The sequence below is a fragment of the Limosilactobacillus vaginalis genome (assembly GCF_025311515.1).
In the GTDB taxonomy this organism is placed as follows: Bacteria; Bacillota; Bacilli; order Lactobacillales; family Lactobacillaceae; genus Limosilactobacillus; species Limosilactobacillus vaginalis.
This window is the reverse complement of record NZ_CP104399.1, coordinates 1003382-1027313: the sequence shown is the minus strand read 5'-3', so window position 1 is coordinate 1027313 and position 23932 is coordinate 1003382. Positions and strand designations below refer to the sequence as shown.

The 23932-nt window shown below is 42.5% G+C and carries 23 protein-coding genes and 1 riboswitch; of the genes, 18 read left to right on the top strand and 5 right to left on the bottom strand.

Features of this window, described 5'->3' with window-relative positions; translation table 11 throughout:
• Positions 1-180 precede the first annotated feature (180 nt).
• Positions 181-360, top strand: a riboswitch (Lysine riboswitch).
• 90 nt (positions 361-450) lie between these two features.
• Genes lysA through asd form a run of 7 tightly spaced genes read left to right on the top strand, consistent with a single transcriptional unit; the run spans position 451 to position 7708 of the window.
• Positions 451-1761: a diaminopimelate decarboxylase gene (gene lysA / locus N4627_RS05035; protein ID WP_260963987.1), complete on the top strand. Its 1311-nt coding sequence runs from the start codon at positions 451-453 to the stop codon at positions 1759-1761.
• A 36-nt stretch (positions 1762-1797) separates the two neighbouring features.
• Positions 1798-2508, top strand: a complete 711-nt coding sequence (dapD, locus tag N4627_RS05030) for a 2,3,4,5-tetrahydropyridine-2,6-dicarboxylate N-acetyltransferase (protein ID WP_260963985.1) — start codon at positions 1798-1800, stop codon at positions 2506-2508.
• 9 nt (positions 2509-2517) lie between these two features.
• Positions 2518-3663 (top strand): N-acetyldiaminopimelate deacetylase, encoded by a 1146-nt coding sequence (locus tag N4627_RS05025; protein ID WP_124031349.1) that lies wholly within the window; start codon positions 2518-2520, stop codon positions 3661-3663.
• Positions 3664-3678: 15 nt separating this feature from the next.
• Positions 3679-4596, top strand: coding sequence for a 4-hydroxy-tetrahydrodipicolinate synthase (gene dapA, locus N4627_RS05020; protein WP_260963983.1), 918 nt, complete (start codon positions 3679-3681; stop codon positions 4594-4596).
• A gap of 19 nt (positions 4597-4615) precedes the next feature.
• Entirely contained in the window at positions 4616-5395 is a 780-nt protein-coding gene (dapB, locus tag N4627_RS05015) for a 4-hydroxy-tetrahydrodipicolinate reductase (protein ID WP_003717156.1), read from the top strand.
• Between the two features lie 12 nt (positions 5396-5407).
• Positions 5408-6592: an aminotransferase class I/II-fold pyridoxal phosphate-dependent enzyme gene (locus tag N4627_RS05010; RefSeq protein WP_260963979.1), complete on the top strand. Its 1185-nt coding sequence runs from the start codon at positions 5408-5410 to the stop codon at positions 6590-6592.
• An 18-nt stretch (positions 6593-6610) separates the two neighbouring features.
• Positions 6611-7708 (top strand): aspartate-semialdehyde dehydrogenase, encoded by a 1098-nt coding sequence (gene asd, locus N4627_RS05005; protein WP_040531239.1) that lies wholly within the window; start codon positions 6611-6613, stop codon positions 7706-7708.
• A gap of 67 nt (positions 7709-7775) precedes the next feature.
• On the opposite strand, the gene N4627_RS05000 is transcribed toward asd, so the two are convergent.
• Together N4627_RS05000 and N4627_RS04995 are read right to left on the bottom strand one after the other, a co-directional pair.
• Entirely contained in the window at positions 7776-10310 is a 2535-nt protein-coding gene (locus tag N4627_RS05000; RefSeq protein WP_260963978.1) for a M1 family metallopeptidase, read from the bottom strand.
• Positions 10311-10430: 120 nt separating this feature from the next.
• On the bottom strand, positions 10431-10820 hold the full coding sequence (locus tag N4627_RS04995) for a ribonuclease HI family protein (RefSeq protein WP_124031344.1): 390 nt from the start codon (positions 10818-10820) through the stop codon (positions 10431-10433).
• A 39-nt stretch (positions 10821-10859) separates the two neighbouring features.
• Here N4627_RS04995 and N4627_RS04990 point away from each other — a divergent pair, with 39 nt between their 5' ends.
• The 5 genes from N4627_RS04990 to N4627_RS04970 all read left to right on the top strand — a co-directional run bounded on the left by N4627_RS04990 (position 10860) and on the right by N4627_RS04970 (position 16327).
• Positions 10860-11261, top strand: a complete 402-nt coding sequence (locus N4627_RS04990) for an EbsA family protein (protein WP_040531235.1) — start codon at positions 10860-10862, stop codon at positions 11259-11261.
• Positions 11258-11710: a signal peptidase II gene (gene lspA, locus N4627_RS04985; protein WP_124031343.1), complete on the top strand. Its 453-nt coding sequence runs from the start codon at positions 11258-11260 to the stop codon at positions 11708-11710. Before N4627_RS04990 ends, lspA begins: the two co-directional genes overlap by 4 nt.
• A complete protein-coding gene (locus N4627_RS04980) occupies positions 11707-12624 on the top strand; it encodes an RluA family pseudouridine synthase (RefSeq protein WP_260963974.1) in 918 nt (305 codons plus the stop codon). Before lspA ends, N4627_RS04980 begins: the two co-directional genes overlap by 4 nt.
• A gap of 131 nt (positions 12625-12755) precedes the next feature.
• On the top strand, positions 12756-13838 hold the full coding sequence (locus N4627_RS04975) for a carbamoyl phosphate synthase small subunit (protein WP_003717148.1): 1083 nt from the start codon (positions 12756-12758) through the stop codon (positions 13836-13838).
• The gene (locus N4627_RS04970) at positions 13838-16327 is read left to right on the top strand and encodes an ATP-binding protein (RefSeq protein ID WP_003717147.1); all 2490 of its coding nucleotides are present in this window, start codon (positions 13838-13840) and stop codon (positions 16325-16327) included. The genes N4627_RS04975 and N4627_RS04970 overlap by 1 nt, the downstream gene beginning before the upstream one ends.
• A gap of 65 nt (positions 16328-16392) precedes the next feature.
• On the opposite strand, the gene N4627_RS04965 is transcribed toward N4627_RS04970, so the two are convergent.
• Complete coding sequence (locus tag N4627_RS04965) at positions 16393-18081, bottom strand: Rqc2 family fibronectin-binding protein (protein WP_098045074.1); 1689 nt, start codon at positions 18079-18081, stop codon at positions 16393-16395.
• A 213-nt stretch (positions 18082-18294) separates the two neighbouring features.
• Here N4627_RS04965 and N4627_RS04960 point away from each other — a divergent pair, with 213 nt between their 5' ends.
• Together N4627_RS04960 and N4627_RS04955 are read left to right on the top strand one after the other, a co-directional pair.
• Positions 18295-19173 (top strand): DegV family protein, encoded by an 879-nt coding sequence (locus tag N4627_RS04960; RefSeq protein WP_098045075.1) that lies wholly within the window; start codon positions 18295-18297, stop codon positions 19171-19173.
• Positions 19170-19799 (top strand): hypothetical protein, encoded by a 630-nt coding sequence (locus N4627_RS04955; RefSeq protein WP_003717144.1) that lies wholly within the window; start codon positions 19170-19172, stop codon positions 19797-19799. Before N4627_RS04960 ends, N4627_RS04955 begins: the two co-directional genes overlap by 4 nt.
• A 44-nt stretch (positions 19800-19843) precedes the next feature.
• On the opposite strand, the gene N4627_RS04950 is transcribed toward N4627_RS04955, so the two are convergent.
• Entirely contained in the window at positions 19844-20500 is a 657-nt protein-coding gene (locus N4627_RS04950; RefSeq protein WP_003717143.1) for an HD domain-containing protein, read from the bottom strand.
• Positions 20501-20570: 70 nt separating this feature from the next.
• On the opposite strand from N4627_RS04950, the gene N4627_RS04945 reads away from it, so the two are divergent.
• Positions 20571-21398, top strand: coding sequence for a glycosyltransferase family 8 protein (locus tag N4627_RS04945; protein WP_003717142.1), 828 nt, complete (start codon positions 20571-20573; stop codon positions 21396-21398).
• Here the strand turns inward: N4627_RS04945 and N4627_RS04940 are convergent.
• A complete protein-coding gene (locus N4627_RS04940; RefSeq protein WP_098045076.1) occupies positions 21387-22028 on the bottom strand; it encodes an endonuclease III domain-containing protein in 642 nt (213 codons plus the stop codon). The genes N4627_RS04945 and N4627_RS04940 overlap by 12 nt on opposite strands.
• A gap of 176 nt (positions 22029-22204) precedes the next feature.
• Between N4627_RS04940 and N4627_RS04935 the strand changes: the two genes are divergently transcribed.
• The 3 genes from N4627_RS04935 to N4627_RS04925 all read left to right on the top strand — a co-directional run bounded on the left by N4627_RS04935 (position 22205) and on the right by N4627_RS04925 (position 23926).
• Positions 22205-22732: a GNAT family N-acetyltransferase gene (locus tag N4627_RS04935; protein WP_003717140.1), complete on the top strand. Its 528-nt coding sequence runs from the start codon at positions 22205-22207 to the stop codon at positions 22730-22732.
• A gap of 156 nt (positions 22733-22888) precedes the next feature.
• The gene (locus N4627_RS04930) at positions 22889-23584 is read left to right on the top strand and encodes an AzlC family ABC transporter permease (RefSeq protein WP_003717139.1); all 696 of its coding nucleotides are present in this window, start codon (positions 22889-22891) and stop codon (positions 23582-23584) included.
• 3 nt (positions 23585-23587) lie between these two features.
• Positions 23588-23926 (top strand): branched-chain amino acid transporter permease, encoded by a 339-nt coding sequence (locus N4627_RS04925; protein ID WP_098045077.1) that lies wholly within the window; start codon positions 23588-23590, stop codon positions 23924-23926.
• Positions 23927-23932: the final 6 nt, after the last annotated feature.

Genomic DNA, 23932 nt, shown 5'->3' with positions numbered 1-23932 from the left:
TAAACAAATTTAAAAACTTATTCCTACTAGAATATCACAGAATGCCGGCTAATGATTGCCAAACTTGAAGATTGACTAAATATGAAAGGAATATACAATTACTAATGAAATTTAATTAAATAAATATGAGAAAATTTAATGATTTCGTTGACATTCTAATCTAATAACTTTATTATATTTATAAATCGAAGAGGCGCGGCCAACACCAGTAATCAATTTTAGCCTGCCAAGCAATGAGAATTGATGAACAGGGCGGTCGCCGAAGTACTTAACCTGGCACGGTTAAGGCACTGGGGCGTGGCTGAATAAGTTACGGACTGTCGTGGGACAATATCAGCCCACGTTGCGCTATCGACAAAACGGATAAAATGCATCCACTGTTTGTCTTCGCGCAGACAGTGGATTTTTTTATCACTTTGTTTTCCCCGAATGAGTAATGGAGGAATGAGTATGAACCAACAAATTACTGCTGACCAATTGAATGACGCGGGACACCTGATGATTGGTGGTTGTGATTCAATTGAACTAGCTCAGGAATACGGAACGCCACTGGTTGTTTACGACGTTTCCCAAATCCGACAGCAAATTCGGAGCTTTCGGCGAGTATTTGATGCTAATCAGGTCGACTATGCGGTCAGTTATGCAAGTAAGGCCTTTGCCGCAATTGCAATGTATCAGGTTGCTGCTGTCGAAGGGGCTCACGTTGATGTCGTTTCGGCTGGGGAGCTTTATACAGCAACTAAGGCTGACTTCCCGATGGAACGGGTAAGTTTCCATGGTAATAATAAGTCGCGTGAAGAGCTGGAAATGGCGATTGACCACCATGTGGGGACGATCATGATTGATAATTTCCATGAGATTGAATTATTAGCCACGGTGCTTGAGGAACGCGATGCAACCGTTGACGTAATGCTAAGAATCACCCCCGGAATCTCAGCTCATACAAATAAATACATCCAAACCGGGCAAGTTGATAGCAAGTTCGGCTTCGACCTTCAATCTGGTCAAGCAGATGAAGCATTGCAAAAGGTTCTTGCTAATTCGCGGATGAAGATGCGTGGCCTTCATGCTCATATTGGTTCACAAATCTTTGAATTAGCAGGCTTTGAAGGCGTGGCAAAGAAGTTAGTTGAAGTTGCCGCTCATTGGCGAGACGCATTTGGCTATGAAGCACAAGTAATTAATGTTGGTGGTGGCTTTGGAATTCGTTATGTTGCTGCCGATCATCCCCTTAAGCCTGAGGAGTTCGTCGATGCGATTATCAAGGCAATTAAAAAGGAAACTGCTGAAAAAGGACTCTCAATGCCGGCAATTTGGATTGAACCAGGACGGTCAATTGTTGGACCAGCAGGATATAACCTCTATACAGTTGGTTCCCGCAAGGATGTGCCGGGTCTGAAACCATACGTCACGGTTGACGGGGGGATGGGTGACAATATTCGTCCAGCACTCTATCAAGCTGAATACGAAACCGTTTTGGCAAGCAATCCGCAAGCACCAATCAAGGAACATGTCCGTCTTGCCGGAAAGTACTGTGAATCTGGTGATATTTTAGCCCAGGATCAAGGATTACCGGAAACTCAGCCAGGTGACGTTCTTGCCATGCTTGATACTGGTGCTTATGGTTATTCAATGGCTTCAAATTATAACCGTAATCCCCGGCCAGCAGTTGTCTTTGCAGAAGATGGCAAGGCTCAGCTTGTGATTGAGCGGGAGTCTTTAGCTGACTTGGTTCACTTAGATCGTAAATATCAACAATAATGACTAGTAAATAATAGGAAGAGAGAGGTAACAACAATGGCTGAATTAGATGCGCAAGCGATTATTAACTACATTGGCAATGCTCCGAAGAAAACACCCGTAAAGGTTTATTTAAAGGGAAACTTAAGTGAAATTAACTTTCCAGAAGAAGTGCAATCATTTGTTGACGATCATACCGGTGTAATTTTCGGTGATTGGTCAGTGGTTGAACCATTATTAAAAGAAAACGCTGATTTGATTGCTGATTACCATATTGAAAATGATTGTCGTAATTCTGCAGTTCCCTTGCTTGATTTGAAGGGAATTAATGCCCGGATTGAACCAGGAGCAACCATTCGTGACAAGGTTCTAATTGGGAACAATGCCGTTATTATGATGGGAGCAACAATTAATATTGGTGCTGAAATTGGTGATGACACGATGATTGATATGGGGGCAATCCTTGGTGGCCGAGCAATTGTTGGCAAGCATTGTCATATCGGTGCGGGAACCGTTCTTGCTGGAGTTGTTGAACCAGCATCAGCTCAACCGGTGCGGATTGACGATAACGTGTTAATCGGCGCTAATGCCGTGGTTATTGAAGGAGTTCATGTTGGTGAAGGTGCTGTTGTCGCTGCCGGAGCAATCGTTACCCATGACGTTGAGCCGCATACAATGGTTGCCGGGGTTCCAGCTAAGTTTGTCAAAAAGGTTGATGCCAAGACTGAAAGTAAGACCGGCTTAGAAGACGACTTGCGGAAGTTATAGGAGCGCAAAATGTTAAGCGAAAGTGATTTAATTAAGATTCGTCGTCATCTTCATCAGATTCCGGAATTAGCACTTCAGGAAACTGAAACTCACCAGTTCCTTTTAGAAACGGTAAAGGCGATGGATCAAGAATTCTTAGAAATTCGTAATCCGGATGAGTTGCCAACTTCAATGATGGTGTTAGTTCACGGCTTTGATCCGCAACGGACAATTGGCTATCGCACGGATATTGACGCTTTGCCGGTAGAAGAACAGACTGGTTTGCCATATTCTTCTCAGCACCCGGGAGTGATGCACGCCTGTGGACATGATATTCACATGACTGTGGCTTTAGGCGTCCTTTCCTACTTTAGTGAACACCAGCCCAAGGACAACCTACTCTTTTTCTTCCAACCAGCGGAAGAAAGCGAGAGTGGTGGTAAGCAATCATATGAACTAGGGCTATTTCATGGTCGCTGGTGTCCTGACGAATTTTATGGCTTACACGATAATCCAGATTTGCCTGCTGGGGCAATTGGTTGTCGAATGGGAACCCTATTTGCAGGGACAACTGAAGTGAATATTGACTTGACCGGAAAGGGTGGTCACGCTGCCTACCCGCAAGACGCTAATGATACAATTGTCGCGGCGGCAATGTTGATCAGCCAGGTGCAAACGGTAATTTCACGGAGTATTGACCCAATTCAAAGCGGGGTAGTTACTTTAGGAAAAATTGATGGCGGAACGATTCGGAATGTGATTGCTGGTCATACCCGAATTGAAGGGACAATTCGCGGACTAACCCAAAAGATGATTGAAACGATTGATCAGCGGTTAAAAGATATTTGTGAAGGAATCGGCCGAAGTTATAATATGACGGTTAATTTGGAATTAAACCAGGGTGGTTATTGGCCAGTTGAGAATAATTCTGAATTGACCAAGCGTTTTATCTCATACATGAAATCAACGCCCAGTGTAAACTTTATTGAGACTGAACCAGCAATGACCGGAGAAGACTTTGGCTTCCTTTTGGCAAAGTTTCCGGGAACGATGTTTTGGTTGGGAGTCGATGATGATTCGCAATTGCATTCGGCAACCTTAAAGCCAAAGGAAGAAGCCATTCAGCGCGGTGTTGACGCAATTACAGGTTTCTTGGAATATCGGATGACAGAATAATTGGAGGAAGAGAATATGACAACATTAGCAAATGCAGATTTATTAACAGCGATTGTAACGCCCTTTAATAGTGATAACGAGATCGACTTTAACGCATTAGAAAAGTTAACCAACTCATTGATTGACCGTGGTTGTAACGGCTTTGTCATCGGTGGAACTACTGGTGAAACTCCGGAACTAACCCATGATGAGAAGATTGCTTTATATACCCGGTTTGGGGAAATCGTTGATGGTCGGGTTCCTGTAATCGCTGGTACAGGAAGTAATAATCCTCAAGAAACAATTGCCCTCACTAATGAAGTTGGCCAAATTAACGGGATTGACTACGCTTTAGTAGTAGTACCACCTTACAACAAGCCAAACCAACGGGGGATGCTTGCCCACTTTAAGACGGTAGCAGACAACGTGAACTTGCCAATTATTATCTACAATATTCCAGGACGGACCGGCTCAAAGATGGCTCCAGAAACTGTCGTTGAACTTTCCCAACACCCAAATATCGCTGGAATTAAGCAGTGTGCACCACTAGAAGATATGGAATACATCATTGAACATAAGGCGGATGATTTCCTTGTCTTTACCGGTGAAGATGCCCAGGCATTGACTTCACGAGTATTAGGCGCTAATGGGGTTGTTTCAGTCGCTTCACACCTTTACGTTAAGGAAATGCGGCAAATGTTCGATGCCCTTTACCGTGGCGATTACAAGCTTGCCGGAAAGCTTCAGCGGTGGTTAACTCCACGGATGGCAGCATGCTTCATGTTCCCATCCCCATCTCCAGTCAAGGCCATTCTGAATGCCCAAGGCTTTAATGCTGGTGACTGCCGTCTGCCAATTCTTTCCCTTAATAAGGAAGAGCAGACTCAGCTCGAACAAGCACTCGACTTACCAGCTGACTCCTTAGAAAACAAGACACTTCCGTTAGACTTATAAAATGAAGGGAAGATAGCTAATGGCAAACGTATTAATTGCAGGGGCAACCGGTGCAATGGGGCAAAAGGCTGTTGAACTGGTTAACTCAATGGCAAATATGGAAATTACTGCTGTTTTAGCACCGCATCTGGATGCTGCTGACCGTGAGCAATACCATTTAAGTGGGAATGTGAAGGTATTTAATTCATTAACGGATGTTGATCCGACGGTAGCGGATATTTGGCTTGACTTTACAGTTCCAAATGCCGTTTACGAGAACGTAAAGTATGCGTTGAATAATGGCTTATTGCCAGTTGTTGGGACGACCGGGTTGACTGATGAGCAAGAACAAGAATTGATTGAACTGAGTGAAAGTAAGCACCTTGGTGGCCTAATTGCGCCAAACTTCGGGATGTCAGCGGTTCTTTTAATGAAGTTTGCTCAAGAGGCAGCCAAGTACTTCCCAGATGTGGAAGTGATCGAAATGCACCATGCAGATAAAAAGGATGCGCCATCTGGGACTGCCTTGAGTACAGCAAAATTAATTGATCAGGTTCGTGAACCACACGAGAGCAATCCTGATGAAACCGAGTCCTTGGCTGGTGTTCGTGGTGGTGACTACCACGGAATTAAGATTCATTCTGTCCGCCTTCCTGGCTACATTGCTCATGAACAGGTCCTTTTTGGTGGTGCAGGTGAAGCATTGACAATTCGCCAGGACTCATTTGACCGACAATCCTTTATGAGTGGGGTTAAGGTTGCCCTAGAAAAGGTAGGTGACTTAGATCACCTTGTCGTTGGCCTTGAAAAGATCTTGTAGGAGGAATTTGAAATGCCAAAATTAGATCAACACTTAGAACAGGTTGTCAATCAGCGGGTTGCTGAATTACCTCCTGCACAGATTCGGGCATTTGATGATGAAATTTCCGCGATTCCGGGAATTGTTAAGTTAACTCTAGGCGAACCAGACTTTGATGTTCCGAAACACGTTAAGCAAGCAGCAATTGATAGCATTAATGACAATGATTCTCACTATTCAGCAAGTCGGGGAACATTACCGTTGCGTAAAGCAATCAGTGATTATCTAATGAAGACCCGGTCAGTTCACTATGATCCAGAAAAGGAGATCATCGTAACTGTTGGGGCAACTGAAGCGATTACGGCAACAACCTTTGCCCTGCTAAATCCTGGGGATGAGGTGATTATTCCGACACCAATCTTCTCCCTTTACTTTCCGAGTATTTCGCTTACGGGAGCAATACCAGTCAAGGTTGATACTTCAAATGATGGCTTTTTGCTAACTGCGGAACGATTAGAAAAGATCCTAAAGCGTGAGGGCAGCAAGGTTAAAGCAATCATTCTTAACTACCCGAATAATCCTACCGGGCGATGCTATTCCCGAGATGAACTAGTTTCGCTGGCAAAGGTAATTAAGGAGCATCACCTGCTAGCAGTTGTAGATGAGATTTATAGTGAATTGATTTATGATCAACCGTTTACCTCGTTAGCAACACTCCTTCCTGAACAGACGATTCTCATTAGCGGCTTGTCAAAATCCCATGCGATGACGGGCTGGCGATTAGGCTATGTGGCAGCTCCGCAAGACGCAATTAACCAAATTTCAAAGATGCATTCGTTCATGGTAACTGCACCGAACGATACCGCTCAGGCAGCAGCGCTTGAAGCCCTGACTAATGGTGCTGCTGATCCGGTTGAATTTAAGCAGCATTATCAAAAGCGTCGGGATCGCTTAGCAGGGGCAATGAAGAAGATGGGCTTTGAAATTGCGGTGCCAGATGGTGCTTTCTATATCTTTGCGAAGATTCCGGAAGCGTTTGGTAATGATGATTTCAAGTTTGCTCGGCAGTTAGCCCATGAAGCTAAGGTTGGGGTAATCCCTGGTCAAGCATTTGGACCTGGTGGTGAAGGATACATTCGTCTTTCCTATGCCGCTTCGGACGACGATATTGAAACAGTAATTAGCCGGTTAGGATCCTTTATGGAACAGTTAAATTAAAGTAAGAAGGAATTTATGATGAGTGAAAAATTAAAAGTGGGTATTATCGGGGCAACGGGAATGGTTGGTCAGCGTTATGTTACCCTGCTTGCCAACCATCCCTGGTTCGAAGTGACAACGGTTGCTGCTAGTAAGCGGAGTGCTGGAAAAACGTATGGTGAAGCTGTCAATGGCCGTTGGAAGATGGGGGAAACGCCAATTCCAGAGGCAGTTAAGGATTTGACAGTACTTGATGCGGAAGACGTTGATGCGGTTGCGTCACAAGTTGACTTTATTTTTTCAGCAATTAACCTGGATAAGGCAGATACCCGGAAGCTGGAAGACGAGTATGCTAAGCACGAAATTCCAGTGGTTTCAAATAACAGTGCGCACCGCTGGACTCCCGACGTTCCGATGGTTGTTCCAGAAATTAATCCCGACCACATTGAAGTCATTAAGGCTCAGCAAGAACGGTTAGGAACCCAGCGTGGATTTGTTGCTGTTAAGCCAAATTGTTCAATTCAAAGCTATACGCCTGCAATCGCTGCTTGGCAGAAGTTTGAACCAACTCAGGTACTGGCTTGTACTTATCAAGCAATTTCCGGTGCTGGAAAAACTCTGGAGACTGCTCCTGAAATTCAAAATAACGTTATCCCATATATTCCTGGTGAAGAAGCTAAGTCTGAAGATGAACCACTAAAGATCTTTGGTCATCTTGATTCGGAAAAGAAAGAAATCGTGAAAGCACAATCTCCAGTAATTACGAGTCAATGCTTACGGGTTCCCGTACTCTATGGGCATACCGTTGCTACCTTTATTAACTTTAAGCAAAATCCAAGTAAGGAAGAATTGGTAGAAGCATTACAAGAATACAGCGGTGTTCCACAAGAGTTAGAATTGCCAAGTGCACCACGTCAATTTATTCAATACTTGAATGATGATGACCGTCCGCAAGTCCGTTATGACGTCAACTTTGAACACGGCATGGGGATTTCGATCGGTCGGCTTCGTCCTGACAAGATCTTTGATTGGAAGTTTGTTGGTTTATCCCATAACACTGCCCGGGGAGCTGCTGGTGGCGCAATTGAGCTTGCCGAACTCCTGGCTGCTAAGGGTTACCTTGAACCCCGTGATTAATAATATTTAAAATAAAAAGCGACTCAGAAGTTCTGAATCGCTTTTCATTTTTAAACGGTCTTATTTACTAACGATTAACCGACTCAAGTGCCTGAATTACGGCATTCTTTTCAGCTTGAATCAGCTTAACCTTACTTTCGATTACGCTAATATCCATGGTGATTTCACGCGTTAATCCTGGAGTATCAATCTTTGGTTCAAAGAACTGCTTGAATTCAGTTAATCGGGTTGGAGTATGGAATACGTTTGCGGTTACAGTGATGTAGGTTGCAAATTCCATATCACCACCAACGGTCTTTTCAAGCCAGTCCCAATCATTACGGATCCAATCCCAGGCAACTTGTTGACCGGCATTATTTGCAAGAACGTTGCGGTACCAACCACGAAGATCCTGTGGCTTAATCGTATCCGCATTTTCAAATTCACTAATTAGTTCAGTGATTAATGAATTATCCGGGGTACTAGTGATCGCACTGTTTAAGTCACCCTTATAACTAGCATCTGTCGTTTCCCGGTAATCTTCAAGCAATCCATTGAAGAGATCCTTGCTTCCGTAATGCTTAACTTCATTGCGTAATATTAGTGGCCGAATGTCGGCAGGGAGCTTTTCCAAATGCTGATGGTTATTAGTGAAGATTTCATGCGCAGCCTTAACTGCTTCTGAATTTTCTGCATAGAGAGCAGCTCCCAAGACGATTGGCCGTGTTAATTGATCGTCATTTGATTCACCAGCACGCGGTTCCCAACCGAGTCGACTAACTTGTTTGGCGCTCAGTTGGTTAACGAACTTCTTGAGTGCCTTTTCTTCGGCACTGTCAGGGGTTACGAATTGCTTTAGCTTATTCACGATTGCATAGAGGGCGGTATTGACGATTTCTGAATGGCTATCAGCAAACCGCGACAGGAGCGGAATAATGGCCGCGTAGGATAATTGTTGACCGTCGGCGAGAAGACGGAAATCTTGAAGAAGTTGCCGCTGATCAATCGCATTTAACTCATCAAGGTGATCAAGTAAATCGCTCATTAAGGTTTGATCATACTTAACGATAAAGTGTGAATTATTACCAACATTGAGTCTGAATGGTTTGCCGTTTTGCTGCCGTAATTCCTGGTAATTGCCAAGACTAATGGCCTTTTCCTTCATAATTTGCGGTGCTTCCTTGTAGTTAGCGTTTAATGGAATTTGCCATAAGCGACCAGTATCATGACCGTCACCAATAAAGAATTGTTGCTGACTCAATTGAAGCTGCCCATCAACCACTTTTGCCTCAACAACTGGGTAACCAGGTTGTTCAAGCCATGACTTCATGATGGCACCAATATCAAGGTTGGCAGCTTTACCAAGAGCATCCCAGAGATCCGCTCCAGTTGCATTATGGTACTTATGAGCTTCAAAGTAGTTCTTCAACCCTTCACGTAAAGCATCATCGCCAATTAATGCCCGAACCATTACGAGCATCCGCGCACCCTTGGCATAGACAATTGCACCGTCAAATAAGGCATCAATTTCAGCAGGATTGTTAACTTGAACGTGGACTGGTTGAACACCATCAGTAGCGTCACGTTGCAAAGCCATTGGTGCTTCAGAAGTTTGGAATAGTTCCCAAATCTTCCATTCAGGATGAATTGCGTCAACTGCAACGTACTCCATCATGTTAGCAAAGCTTTCGTTAAGCCACAGATCATCCCACCACTTCATTGTGACCAGATCACCAAACCATTGGTGAGCAAGTTCGTGAGTAATAACGGTAGCAACAAGGCGCTTCATATCTAATGAAGTGTTGTCTGGATCGAGAAGGAGGTATGCTTCCCGGTATGTTACCAAGCCCCAGTTTTCCATTGCTCCCGCGGAAAAGTCAGGAAGCGCTAGTTGCCATGAGTGAGGCAGCGGGTATGGTGTTTGGTAGAACTTTTCATAGAATTCAATTGCCTGCTTTGCAATTCCAAGGGCAAAGTCCAGTTCTTTTGGTTGGTGAGCCTTGGTAGCAAAGACACCGACCTCAACACCGCTCTCAGTAGTTGTCTTCTTGGATTGAAGTTCACCAAAAGCAAAGGCAACTAGGTAGGTGGACATCCGAACAGTTTGTTGGAAGTAGTGTACTCCAGCTGAAACGTGATCTTCTGGCATGTTAGCGATAATTGTTTCTCCCGGATGTTCATCGAATTTAATTGCTAAACTAAAAGTAGCCTTAGCTTCAGGCTCATCAACACAAGGGAATGCTTGACGAGCAAAGGTAGTTTCAAATTGAGTTCCAATAATTTGTTTCTTTTCACCGTCAACCTTGTAGTATGAAGGATAAATACCCATCATTGTGTCTGTTAATGGGGCGGAGTAATTAATTGTTAGGGTAACTTCTCCGGTTTCCGGTACGGTAATATTTACCGTTTCATTATCGTTATTCACAGTGAAGGGGACATCTTCACCGGCAATTTGAACAGCTGAGATCGTGAGGAATTTTTGGTTAACACTAATTTGACGGTCACTTGCATTTCCTGTAATGGTAGTGTTCCCAGTGATAGTTTTCTTTTCCCGATTGATATCAATAAAGACATCATAATGGGAAGGTTGAAATTTTTCATAAAGACGTTTAATTGTTGACATAAATTCACCAGTCCTTTACTTAACTGCTTTAACAAGTTCTTTTACCATTATACCGTAACTTGGTTCTTAGCTGAATAAGACAGCATTCTAACTTAAAATTTGCTATAATAGTGGGCGATTTCATTCAAGTTGTTGGAGAGCTTGATTGGCTAAATTATGGGCACCATGATTCTCCCGTTCGCTGATCCACTGGGTAACCACCGTTGTAAATTGACTAAGAAGCTGATTTAACTGTTCTAATTGTGATTGGTAATGTTTAGTATAATTCTTACCAATAGCATCGCTTAATAACCGACTATCGGTATAGAATAAAACTGTTTCCTGATGGTCATAATGGTCAACCAAGTACTGAAAACCAGCAATCGCCGCTGCAAACTCGCCTTCATGGTTTGTCGCAGATTCAAGAGTCTGCGAGAGCTGGTGTTGCTGGTGTTGATTAATAATTAGGATTCCCAATCCTGTTGGTCCGGGATTACCCTTAGTTGCAGCATCCGTATAAATTTTTAGCATAGAATTAATTCACCCCAATTGAAAGGAAAACTTTACTTTATGGAAGAAGAAACTCGTTATTTTTATCAACCCAACCTTACCACGACAATCATTAGCTGGTGCTGGACATTCTTGATTTTCATTGCTGGCCTAGTGGTTTGGCTTGAAATTACTCACTTTCAGTGGGTAACGGCCCTTCTCTTTTTGCTTTTTATTATTGTAACGCTTTTGGGAATTTTTCGGCGAACCGTGCTAATTACTCCAAGTAAAATGGTTTTTAGCAGAGTTTTGCAAAAAGACTACTTAGTAATCCCGTTAGCTGATATTCGTCAGCCACGCTTCACTAAGCATACGGTTAGTTTGACCGTCAATGGGGAAGTATTTAACTTTGCCTTTTCCAATAAGGCTATTCGACGCTTAAAACTGGCATTGAACAACTTAAAGGGGGAACAACAGGGATGATCTTTTTTAGCTACCTCTTATTGGTCCTCGCTTTAATCTGCCTTGATCAATGGCTGAAGATTTGGGTAAGTACTAATATTGCGTTGAATCACAGTCAACACTTCATTCCCGGAGTCATGGATTTAACCAACCTTCATAACTATGGGGCTGCCTGGAGTATGTTTCAGGGGCAGCAACTATTTTTCAGTATTGTAACGGTTGTTGTGATTGCAGGAATTGGCTATTGCTTTTGGCGGTTTCGTCACCGTCACCCGATTTTACTGTGCCTGAGTTTAATTCTGGCTGGGGCAGTTGGCAATTTTATTGACCGCTTGCTTCAGGGCTATGTCGTTGATATGTTTGAATTCCTACCAGTTAATTTCCCGGTGTTTAATATTGCGGATATGTGCCTAACGATTGGGGTAATTATGCTGATTATTATTGTGCTTCGTGAGGATGATGAAAAGTGACAGATGAGTTGAAGTTAACAATTGACTCAGCGATGACTGGACGAATTGATAAGGAACTTGCCCACCATTTGGCGGATATTTCGCGATCCCAATTGCAAAAATGGATTGAAGACGGTAACGTTACCGTAAATGGTGAGAAAGTTAAGCCCAAATATAAGCTTGCAGTTGGTGATAGGGTCGTTGTTCAACCTGAAAAACCACAAAAAATAGATTTAGAGCCAGAAAGTATTCCTTTAGATATTGTGTATGAGGATGATGACGTGATTGTCGTTAATAAGCCACAAGGAATGGTAGTACACCCGGCTCCTGGTCACCCCAACCATACCCTGGTTAATGCTCTTCTATATCATTCGCCCTTATCTACAATTAATGGTGAATTTCGTCCGGGAATTGTTCATCGGATCGATAAAGATACTTCTGGATTATTAATGATTGCTAAAAATGATCTTGCTCATCGGTCATTGGCTGCGCAATTAAAGGCAAAGACTAATGAGCGGGAATACGTTGCCCTAGTTCATGGGGTAATTAAAGAAGAGCGGGGGACGATTGACGCGCCACTTGGTAGATCAAAGAAGGATCGGAAAAAGCAGGCAGTGGTTGAGGATGGTCGTCATGCGGTGACCCATTTTAAAGTTTTGGAACGTTTCCAGCATTATACGCTAGTTAGCTGTCGGTTAGAAACCGGACGGACGCACCAGATTCGTGTTCACATGAAGTATATTGGGCACCCGCTAGCAGGTGATCCACTATATGGGCCACGGAAGACCCTTCCTGGTAATGGTCAATACCTTCATGCACGGTTGTTAGGGTTTAAACACCCCCGGACAGGTAAGCAGATGACTTTTACGTCACCGCTACCGGAGTATTTTCAAAAAATGATTGATCATTTAGAAAAAACGGATCGACCTTCATAGTGAATTATTGAACGCTTAGCAGACGATTTTTAAAATTTGCTAGGCTTTTTTATTTAATAGCTCTTTGAAACGCTTCCGATCATTTATATAATGGTTAAGGAAATAAATGCGTTGAAAAAGGAGTGAGCGCTATGGCAGCACGCTACCTAATTTTTGAAGACGGAACCATCTTTGAGGGAGATGGATTTGGCTCACCAGCAGTAACCTTTGGCGAAGTGGTTTTTAATACCAGCATGACGGGTTACCAGGAAATTATTACTAATCAGATTTACGATAACCAAATCGTAACCTTTACCCAACCCAATATTGGCGGTTACGGAATCCAACGGAACATTTATGAATCAATTGTCCCCACTATTAAAGGGGTAATCGTTCGCTCATTATCAAATGTAGCAACCGATAATATTCGTCGATTAACCCTGGATCAATATTTAAAACAAATGAATATTCCCGGAATTACTAACATTGATACTCGGGCAATTACCCATAAGCTTCGTGATGCTGGCAAACCATTAAAAGGGAGTATAGTTCCGGTTCCTGATGACCATGCCTTTGATCAGCTGCACGCGACTGTTTTGACCAACCAGCAAGTAGCTCAGGTTTCGACACCTAAGCCATACCCTAATCCTGGAGTTGGGATGAGCGTGGTTGTAGTCGATTTTGGATTAAAGAACGGGATCCTTCGAGAGTTGAGTCGGCGAAAGTGCAACGTCACTGTTCTGCCATATAATGCGACTGCTGACGAAATTTTACGGCTTGATCCTGACGGCGTAGTTCTTTCAAGTGGCCCTGGCGATCCGCATTATGTAAAATCAGCGGTTCTCGAAATGATCCGAAAAGTTCAGGAACAAGTACCGCTCTTTGGAATTGGCCTTGGTCACGAATTATTTGCATTAGCTAATGGTGCTCAAGTAATTCCGCTTGGTGTTGAGCATCACGGGATGAACCACCCAATTAAGGAAATTATTACCGATCACATCGTTTATGCGAACCAATCAGAAGGGTATACCGTTGATTGGAGTACAGTAGACCGGTCAAAATTACTCGTTACGTATACTGATATGATTGATAGCAGTGTTCAGGGATTACGTCACCGGCAGTTTCCGGCCTTCTCTGTCCAGTTCTTCCCGGATGGCGCACCAGGCCCGGATGAAACAGATGGCTTGTTTGACGAGTTTATTGATACAATGAAGCGGAAGGAGGAACGGCGGTAGTGACAAATAAGAAATCAATTTTGATTATCGGTGCTGGACCGAATAATATTCAGCATGGGGATGAAGTTGATTCCGCAACTTACCAGGTAGCAACCTACCTTCGTCGAGCTGGCGTTACCACGATCTTAGCGGACAACAACCCATTTTCTTATAGCCTGAATGATTCTTCCGTGATCGATCACTCATCAATTGGACCATTAACCGTTAATCATCTGATCGAATTGATCGAAAAATACCAACCACGGGCAATCCTGCCGACATTAGGTAATCGGCAAGCATTTCTTCTTACACAGGAATTACTTGAAAAGGGAATCTTGCGAAAAAAGGAGATTGAACTTCTCGGGGTACCGGAAGCAACCGTGCGCCAAGTTAATAATCCAGTGTTGCTTGAACGAACTCTTCGTCAAATGGGTGCACCGATGAAGAAGATCGTCACGGTTAATAATTATCCTGATGCGCTAGAAGAAGCTCAGCGACTTGGTTATCCGGTAATTATTCGCTCCGTCTTACCTAAGATTACAAGTACCAGGCAGATCGTCCACGATCAAAGCGAGTTAGCAGCTGCTGTTAGCAAGTGTCTTAGTCAATCGCGAGCAGAACAGGTTTACGTTCAGCAAAGTCTTGGTGGCTATAAGGAAATTGAAGTGGTTGTTCAGCGTGATCAATCCGGAACAATGATGATGCTCGGGATGGTCGAAGATATGGATCCAATTGGGATTCATGCTGGTGATTCGATTGCCTTTAATCCAGCACAGACGCTTCTTGATCGGCAAATCCAAGATATGCGGGATACTGCATTTGCAATTACCCGGAAGTTACGAATTGTTGGGGTTAATCATGTTCAATTTGCCTTGGATCCAGTTAATGATAATTTTTATGTCATTAAGAGCAGCCCATACTTTGACCGAATGGTTTCCTTCGTTGCCCAGTCGACTGGCTACCCGGTTGCGATGGTGAGCTCCCAATTATATTTAGGTAAAACCTTGCGTGAGATTGACTTAGGACCGGGATTCGCTAAACATGCGGCCTTAATTGAGCCAGCAATGGATCATATTGCGGCACGGGTACCAGTTTGGGGATTTAGTCCAGAACAAGCGCAAAAGCAATTATTGGGTACTGAAAAGAAGTCTGTTGGAACGGTCTTCGGTATTGGTAGAAGTCCAGCCGAAGCATTATTTAAGGCGATTGAGTCACGTTACCATGAACCGACTGACTTCCACATCCAATCACAGGCAAAGTTGTCCGATGATGAGTTGGTGGATCGACTGGTCCATCCGCATGCTGAACGGCTATTTTCTCTTTTGGAAGCAATGCAGCGGGGCTATACCGCCTATGAACTGGTTGAAATGACCAAGATTGATCCCTTCTACTTTGATCAACTAGCAAAAATGAAGGAGCTTATAACCGAATTAGTTGAACATCCGGGGAAAGAGCCGGTTTTGGCTAAGGCAAAGCATAACGGGTTAAGCAACCAGCTAATTGCTAAGCTCTGGAAAACAACTCCTAAGCAGATTTACCAAATGATGCAGGACCATAACCTTACAGTAAAGTATAAGGAAGTTGAACCGTCTGCTGGTGAATTTGATCAGCACACCCAGACGTTCTATTCAGCCTATGAAGATGAAAATGAAGCATTAACGTTGCCTCAACCAAGTGCCTTATTTATCGGAACAGGGGGGCTACGACTGGGACTTAGTAATGCCGGAGACTTCTTTGTTGCTTCCATGATGATGCAGCTTCACCGGCAGAAGTTTCATACAATTATCATGAATTGTAATCCCAGTTCTGTCACCCTTAATACGCTGATTGCTGATAAGCGGTATATTGAGCCTGCATCAGCAGAGAATGTTCTTTCGGTTGTTGAAATCGATCAACCACAGTTAATTTTTATTCCTGCTAGCTACACTAATCTCTTAGAAACGTTAAAGAAATACGACTTGCAAAGCAAAGTTATTACCTTGCCAGATGACCGTTTAGGCAATTTGAAACCACGCTCTAACCAGTTGGTAGCACTTGATTATCTCTGGGACGGTGAAAATGAAAAGTTTCTTGCTTCAACCGCGGCTTTACAATCTGCCACTAATTTTGATTATGAGATGATTAATCTACAGCTACCAGCCGCAGTCAATGATGTGGAACTAAAGAAAATGCAGGCTACTGCTCGTGAGGTAGTTGAGCAGCAGTCGAATCCAGGTTTTTATCAGGTAATTTTTGAGCAAGACGGACTAGAATATAAGGCACTAACCGTTCAATCAATTAGTCTTCCAGAAGTAGCATTCCTTTCAAAATCACTAGGGATTAACCTCCCAGCGCTTCTGGGGAAGATTGTTAGTGATCAGGACTTTAACCTTGCTGATACTGAAATCACGCAACCAAAGGGAACTGTAACCTACCGTGCAACTTTTCCCTTTGAGTCGCTCCGGATGAAGCCCCAAGGAATTCTTGGCCCAAATAAGATTATCGGTGCAGAAATCCAATTTATGAACTAGTAAGTAATTACAAAAAACAGAGACTCGGAAAAACGGCTTAACCGTACTCCAAGTCTCTGTTTTGTTTAATTTTTCAATTTATGTGGCGTGACATACAATGTTTTCTGGCCGGTAAAAGTTACAAAACCGGGCTTAGCACCATTTGGCTTATGGAGACGCTTAGCGGGCAGGTAATCAACAGGGACGTTATCAGAATTCCGTCCCTTTGAGAAGTAGGCAGCGAGTTGGGCAGCCTCAAGCAGGGTTTGTTCATCCGGATCACTATCACGAATGATAACGTGTGAACCAGGAATATCCTTAACGTGAAGCCAAATATCATTTTTGTTGGCAATCTTAAAGCTAAGGCGATCGTTTTGCAGGTTATTTTTACCAACAAGAACAGTTGTCCCGTTGCTGGTATGAAATTCTTCTGGCTTACTTACCCTAACTTTTCGCCGTTTCTTACTTTTTTGTCGTTTTTGCTTAATGTAACCTTGTTGCTGAAGCTCTAAGCGAATTTCCTGAATATCAGCTGGTGAAGCAAGATCGATTTGACTCTCGATATTTGCAAGGTAGTTAATTTCGTCATTGGCTAGTTTCAGTTGCTCCTTAACGTAATCGACCGACGTCTTTAACTTGTCATACTTTGTAAAGTATTTTTGAGCATTGCGAGAAGGGGAGAGCTCTGGATCGAGTTTGATCTTGAGTGGCTTATTATCATCATAAAAGTTTGGCAGGGTAATTTCCGTCATCCCCGCAGTCAGCTTCCCTAAATAAGTCGTCAAGATTTCACCACGAATCCGGTAATAATCTGCTTTTGCCGCATCCTCAAGTTGTTGCTTTAGTTTCTTAACTTTACGGCGGTCCTTCTTTAGTTCGTTATGAAGTACTTTAAGAACCTGACCAGCTAACTCTTTAGACCGATCCCGTTCGGCTTTTTGGGCATAGAAAGCATCAAGCATTACAGAAAGGGTATCATAATGGGTCAGCTGTTCTTCTTTAATATTGCTTGGCAGAAATGCTGCAAATTGCCGTTTTCCATTATTGTCGTCATAAATCACGGGATCTGGATTTTCAAACTGCTTTAAAAAAGTGTGATAAGTCGTTGGTAAATCAGAACTTGCTTGAAGTTCGCGTGCTAGTTCTTGAGCAGATTGGCGTCCCAATCCCTGATAACGTGCTTGAAGTTGTTTAGCTAGTTCGTTTTCATCGAGATCCTTACGAACTAGATCCGTATAGATTTGATTAGGCAGGTACGGGTTAACTTTATCTTGCTTTGGCGGCATTACAAAGGTTGCGCCAGGAAGAAGCAGGCGGACACGGTTTTGATCGGATCCCACGTGTTTAATCGTATCAATAATTTTATGATTTTTTTCGTTAACTAATGAAACGTTACTATGACGGGCCATTATTTCGATTACGAGGACAAGCCGTTGTTGATCTCCCAATTCATCCCGCGTCTTAAAGTTCATCTTAATAATCCGGTCGTTATCAACCTGTTCAATTGATTCTAAAATTGCTCCCTCAAGGTATTTACGCATAGTCATTGCAAAATTGCTGGGAACTGCTGGATTTTGGTAGGCAATTTGCGTAATTTGCATTCGCGGATATGTCGGGTTGGCTGAAAGAAGCAGAGAATAATTATGCCGGTGTGCGCGGATGGTCATAATTAGTTCTGCAGGGTAAGGCTGGTTAACCTTGGCCACTCGTCCAGTCGCCAGAGTCTGATCTAATTCATGGACGACTGCATGGGTAAAGAAACCATCAAATGCCATTAGTTAGTTCCTCCTTTAATTTCATTAAACGATTTTTTATAGCGATTACTATTATACCGTTTGTTTTGCCAAATAGACAATTCAAAGGATTAGGATTATTGGTTTCTGTACAGCGATGTGGTATTCTATATCTATTACGATGTTGTTAGAATACCTTTACTATGCAATTATTCTTTAATCATTAATAACAACATTCCAATGGAGGTAGTATTAATGAAAATAGCTGTTGTAACTGACAGTACCTGCTATCTTTCTAAAGAAGAGATCGCAGCCAATAATATTCATGTGGTACCAATCCCGTTTATCCTCAATGGTAAGACTTACCATGAAGGTGTTGATATCACCACCGAGGAATTTTATGATCAATTAAAGACGGCTAGTACTTTCCCCAGTACGTCTCAGCCCTCAATTGGCGAGATGATGGAGCTTTACCAGAAACTTGTTGATGATGGCTATGATGCTGTGATTAGTATCCACCTTACAAAGACTATTTCAGGATTTCTCAACAATATTACCCAGCTTTCAGAACAAATGAAGGATACGATTAAGATTGTTCCCTTTGATTCTGGAATCACGGTTAAGTTAATGGGGTATCTTGCAATTGAAGCTTCACAATTAGCTAAGCAAGGAGCAGACGTTGACGAGATCGTAAAGAAATTAACTGAGTTACGAGATACGTTCCGTGATGTCTTTGTTGTTGATGACTTGCAAAACTTAGTGCGTGGGGGACGACTATCAAACGCATCCGCCTTTGTTGGATCAATTTTAAGGATTAAGCCATTGCTTTCTTTTGATAATCCTAATCATGATATCGAAGCTTTTGAAAAGGTCCGGTCAATGAAGAAGGCAAAGGCCCGGTGTGAACAGCTTTTTAACGAGTCAATTGAAAAGCTGGATTATCCAGTACGTGCAATTGTTCTCCATGCTAACGATAAGGAAGCAGGAGAGAAGTGGCTAACTAAGCTACAAGCGGATCATCCTGACATTAAATTTGAATTATCTTACTTTGGTCCGGTCGTTGGTGTTCACTTGGGACAGGGGGCACTGGCTCTTGCTTGGTTGCAAGATACGGAAAAGAAGCCTTTGCCATGATGAAGAGAATTCGTTTATTTCACGTTATTGTTTGGTTAATTATCCTATTAGCTATTTGTCTGCTATCACCGCTAAACCTGCATGGCGTCTTACCTAGCGGAACAATTATTGCTCCGGTGACTTCTCTACTAGCAATCGCAACGATTCCATTGTTAGGAATGTTGAATTCTGCGTTATTAATTGTTGCTTCCCAATTGATTTTATTAGGGTTTAGCCAAAGCGATTGGTTAACCGTGGTGGTAACTGCTTTAGCCACACTTTTCAGTGGCTGGGTAGTTAGGTGGCAGCAAGCAACTTCACAAGAGTTACGTCATCAACAAATGATTACTATTGGAATTAGTAGTGGATTGATCATTCTTGTGCTGCTCGAACTTGCCTACTTAATTGTCGGCTGGCGATTAACTGGCAGTAGCAACGGGATGATTGAAATTGCCCGGTTAGCATTGCCTACTTCTTTATTAACAGGCCTTTGCTACGCATTATTAGTTCCGCCACTTAGTATTCTATTGTTACATCTTGGTAAAAAATTGTTACCTGATTCAACAAACCACGATACTTCAAACGATTCGGTAATTATTGATATGGGTAATAATCAGAAGAAAAAAGATCAGGATAAGCAAAAATAAAAACATCTCTGTAATTAACAATTGTGTTAACTACAGAGATGTTTTTATGCTTTAGCGTCCCATTCTTGATGAAATTCATGAAGAAAATCAAGCATTACTTGTTGTCGATATTCAGCAATTGCGCGTGCGGTTGGCGTAAAAAGTTTGTCTTTTAGCCCAAGAAGCTTTTCGTCAAAATGGTTAATGATTGTCTCATCGTCAAGATTACGATATTCTTGTTTGCTCATTTTTTTCCGTGGCTTAATTTTCGGGTCATAAATAACTTCGCCATGAGCACCACCATAGTAGATTGCACGGGTGATTCCAATTGCCCCAATTGCATCTAACCAGTCAGCGTCTCGCACAATCTGGGCTGTTTTGCTAAGCTGAATCTGATGTCCCTCTAGGGTATGAGCAAACGAGATGTTATCAATTGTTTCCATCACGGTGTTCACGTGCTCGGTGGTCATTCCGATTTTTTGAAGAAATCCTTTGACCTCATTTTGAGCAGCAGTAACACTATCAACAATCTTTTCGTCTACTGTGTCGTGAAGATAGGCCGCTACTTGGGGCAGGAAGGGATCATAACCCTCACCGATCGCAATCCGGGCGGCATTCTTCACAACTCGATTAATATGGTCCATCCCGTGACCAGTCCGATCATTGGCGAGTTTATTAACCGTAAATTGCTTAACTGTCGCTAGTTGTTGTTCTTGATTCATCAAATCAATCCTTTCAAGTATTTTAGTTAGTACAATTGATATAATTAGTAGTGTTTGGAGGAAATTTATAATGAACTTATTATTTGCGATTGATGATAATTTTGTTCAACAGTTAGAAACCGTCTTACTGTCGATTCATTTAAACACCAAGTCTCAGGAATTCAATATTTATGTTTTGCAGAAAAATCGGCTGACAAAGGAAGCGGAATTAGCTGCTTTTTGCAAGCACTTAAAGATGGCGTACCATCCAGTAATGGTTAAGCAATCGTTATTTGAAAATGCTCCGGTAACCGATCGCTACCCAACCACGATTTATTACCGACTACTAGCTCACCAAATGCTTCCTCAGGATCTCCATAAAATCCTCTATCTGGATGCTGACATACTTTGTATTAATGACCTTTCACCCTTATATAGTACTGCATTGGGCAATAACCTTTTCGCTTCAGCAATCCATGCCAGCTTAACGAATACTACTGACGTAATTAATAAGATTCGTTTACAGAACTTCGGAGCAGATGGCTATTATAACTCAGGGGTGCTCTTAATGAATCTTGATTTGATGCGTCAAGAGGTTGATGCTGATCAAATTTTTGATTACATTCGCCGCCACATTTTGCTTCTTCCCGATCAGGATGTATTAAATGCGCTCTATAGTGAGCGGATCAAAACAATTCCTGACCAATTATATAACTTTGATACCCGCAACGGAAAAATTTATGAAACGATTTCGCTTGGCGAGTGGGACCTTGATTGGGTAATCAAAAATACGGTGATTTTACATTACTGTGGTCGTGAAAAGCCGTGGTTGCCAACGAAAAACTCAGGGAGACTGACGGCTCTATATAAGCAGTATTTCCACATGACAGCAAAACTTCAGTCAAGTTTACAGAATTAGCTGATCACCAGCAAGAAAACTTTCTTGAAATTTTGTCAGTGGATGAAAATAGATTTTGCCAAACTCGTCAATTAAACCATGAAAGTCTTGAGCAGCTGTACTAGTGAAGTCAGCAGGCAGTTTAACTTGCTTTGCGAGACTTTGGTAATTAGTAAGGTTGGGAACGCCTAGTTGGGTGAACAATACCCGGGCATATTTATCGCTGATAAACGTTGGCTGTTCAAAAATATAGGTGAGCAGGACATCAGCGGTTTCATCACCAATTCCGTGAAGTTTGAGCAGTTCTTGTCGTAATTTTGGGCCTAGAACTTGGCAAACTTGTTGGTAGTCGTTGTCATATTGCAATAGCCAGGTAAAAATAGCCGCAACTGCTCGACTTTTATTCTTATAAAATCCTGCTGGTCGAACGAGAGCTTGTAATTCCTCAGTAGTTAGTTGGCGAATTTTATTGAGATCAAAATTAGTTTGCTTTCGAAACCCAGCAACAGCTTTATCGGCATTTCGCCAATTGGTATTCTGAATCATGATTGCACCAATGATGATTTCGGCTTTTGATTCAGCAGGCCACCAACCGGAATTTCCCATATTTTGGTGCATTTTCTCATATAATTCCGTAATGGTAAGATTCATGCTTCCTTTTCCTCCTCGTAATGATACCCTTAATTTATCATTAAACCGGGCTTTGCGGTAGGATTAAGGGAAGCAAAACTTTTGGCTTGCACATGTCATTGTTAATATGGTAAGTTAGTATGGTTGTTAATTTGTGAAAATTAAATTTCAATTTATCAGAAGGGAAGGTAATACGAATGCAATTACGCAAAGCTACCATGGAAGACTTGGATACAGTGATGGATATTCTTCGCGATGGTCGTAACCAATTAGCAGAACGGGGAATTGATCAATGGCAGGGTGATTACCCGAACGAAGAACACATTAAGGAAGATATTCAGCACGGTTGGGCATACCTAGTTGAGTCAGACGATGACCAAACTGTAGGTGCCTTAGCCATTGTGGATGCACCAGACCACTCATACGATGCTCTGGATGGCAAGTGGTTGGTAGATACTGATAAGTACCAAGTTATTCACCGGGTTGCGATCCATTCAAAGCATGCCGGTCACGGTTACGCTTCACGACTTTTTGAAAGTGTGATTGATTATATCAAAGAAAATCGGAAGGATATTAAGTCTCTTCGGATTGATACCCATGAAAACAACGAAATCATGCAACACTTAATCACCAAGAATGGCTTCACTAAAGTTGGTGAACTTCACGGTGTATATCGTCCTGAAGAAGAATCCTACGTTTACGAACTAGTAACACAAAAGGATTAAACAAATTGTAATCTTGGGCATGGTACCGATGGTTAATCGGTATCATGTCTTTTTTTGCGGTCGCACTGTAATGCATACAATTTAGTTCTTGTATGCATCAAGGTCGTTCGCTAAAATAAAAGTCAATTGATTTTTTATTCCGAGGGGGAGTAAGTAATGAAAAAGCTGGATGGTGAATTCCGCTTTGCATTGGGAAAGTCGATGCCAGTCCTGTTTGGTTATGTGACACTGGGTCTGGGGTACGGCCTTTACATGCACAACCTGGGGTTTTCTTTTTGGTATCCGACATTGATGGCGCTAACGATTTATGGAGGATCAGTTGAATTTGTGATTGCCAATATGCTAGTCCAACATTTTAATCCCTTGAACGTCCTTTTAATTACCTTGGTGGTCGGTTTTCGTCAGTCATTCTATGCCCTATCAATGCTCAAACAGTACCGACATGCTGGATGGCGAAAGTGGCTGTTAATCTTTGGCCTAACTGATGAGACCTTTGTTATTAACCACTACACAAAAGTTCCACAAGAAATGAGTCAAGTAAAGGTTAATACATGGATCACGGTCTTGGATTGGGGTTATTGGGTTCTTGGGGCCTTCTTAGGCGGCTTCTTGGGAAGTGTCTTCCAGCTCCAAGTTAAGGGACTTGATTTTGTTATGACGGCCCTATTCATTGTTTTGGCATTGGATCAATTCTTACAAGAAAAGAGTCATGTTAGTTCCATTAGTGGGGTCTTAATTACCATCATTAGCTTGCTGGCTGTTGGCAAGACGTACTTTTTGATTGTTACCTTACTCTTGCTGGTTGCGGAATATTACTATTTAACAAGGCGTCATGCAAAGGGGGATGATTAAGAAATGACAGTTGTTCAACAAGTGATTTCAATAGCGATCGCTGCAGTTGCTAACTTCTTTACCCGAGTCGTTCCATTCCTTGTTTTTGGCCGCCGGCGAAATGGTAAAGAAGAATTGAGTCCCTTTATTGAAGGACTAGGGAATTTTCTCCCACCAGCAATCATGGGGATGCTCGTGGTCTATTGTTTTAGAAATGTTCACTTTCTTAGTGGCAACTTTGGCTTACCAGAAATTATTGCTAGTATTATTACAATCCTCGTCCACTTACGAAAACGAAGCATGTGTTTGTCGCTATTGGTAGGGACAATTAGTTACATTATTTTAGTGAATTTTGTTTTCTGAAAAGAA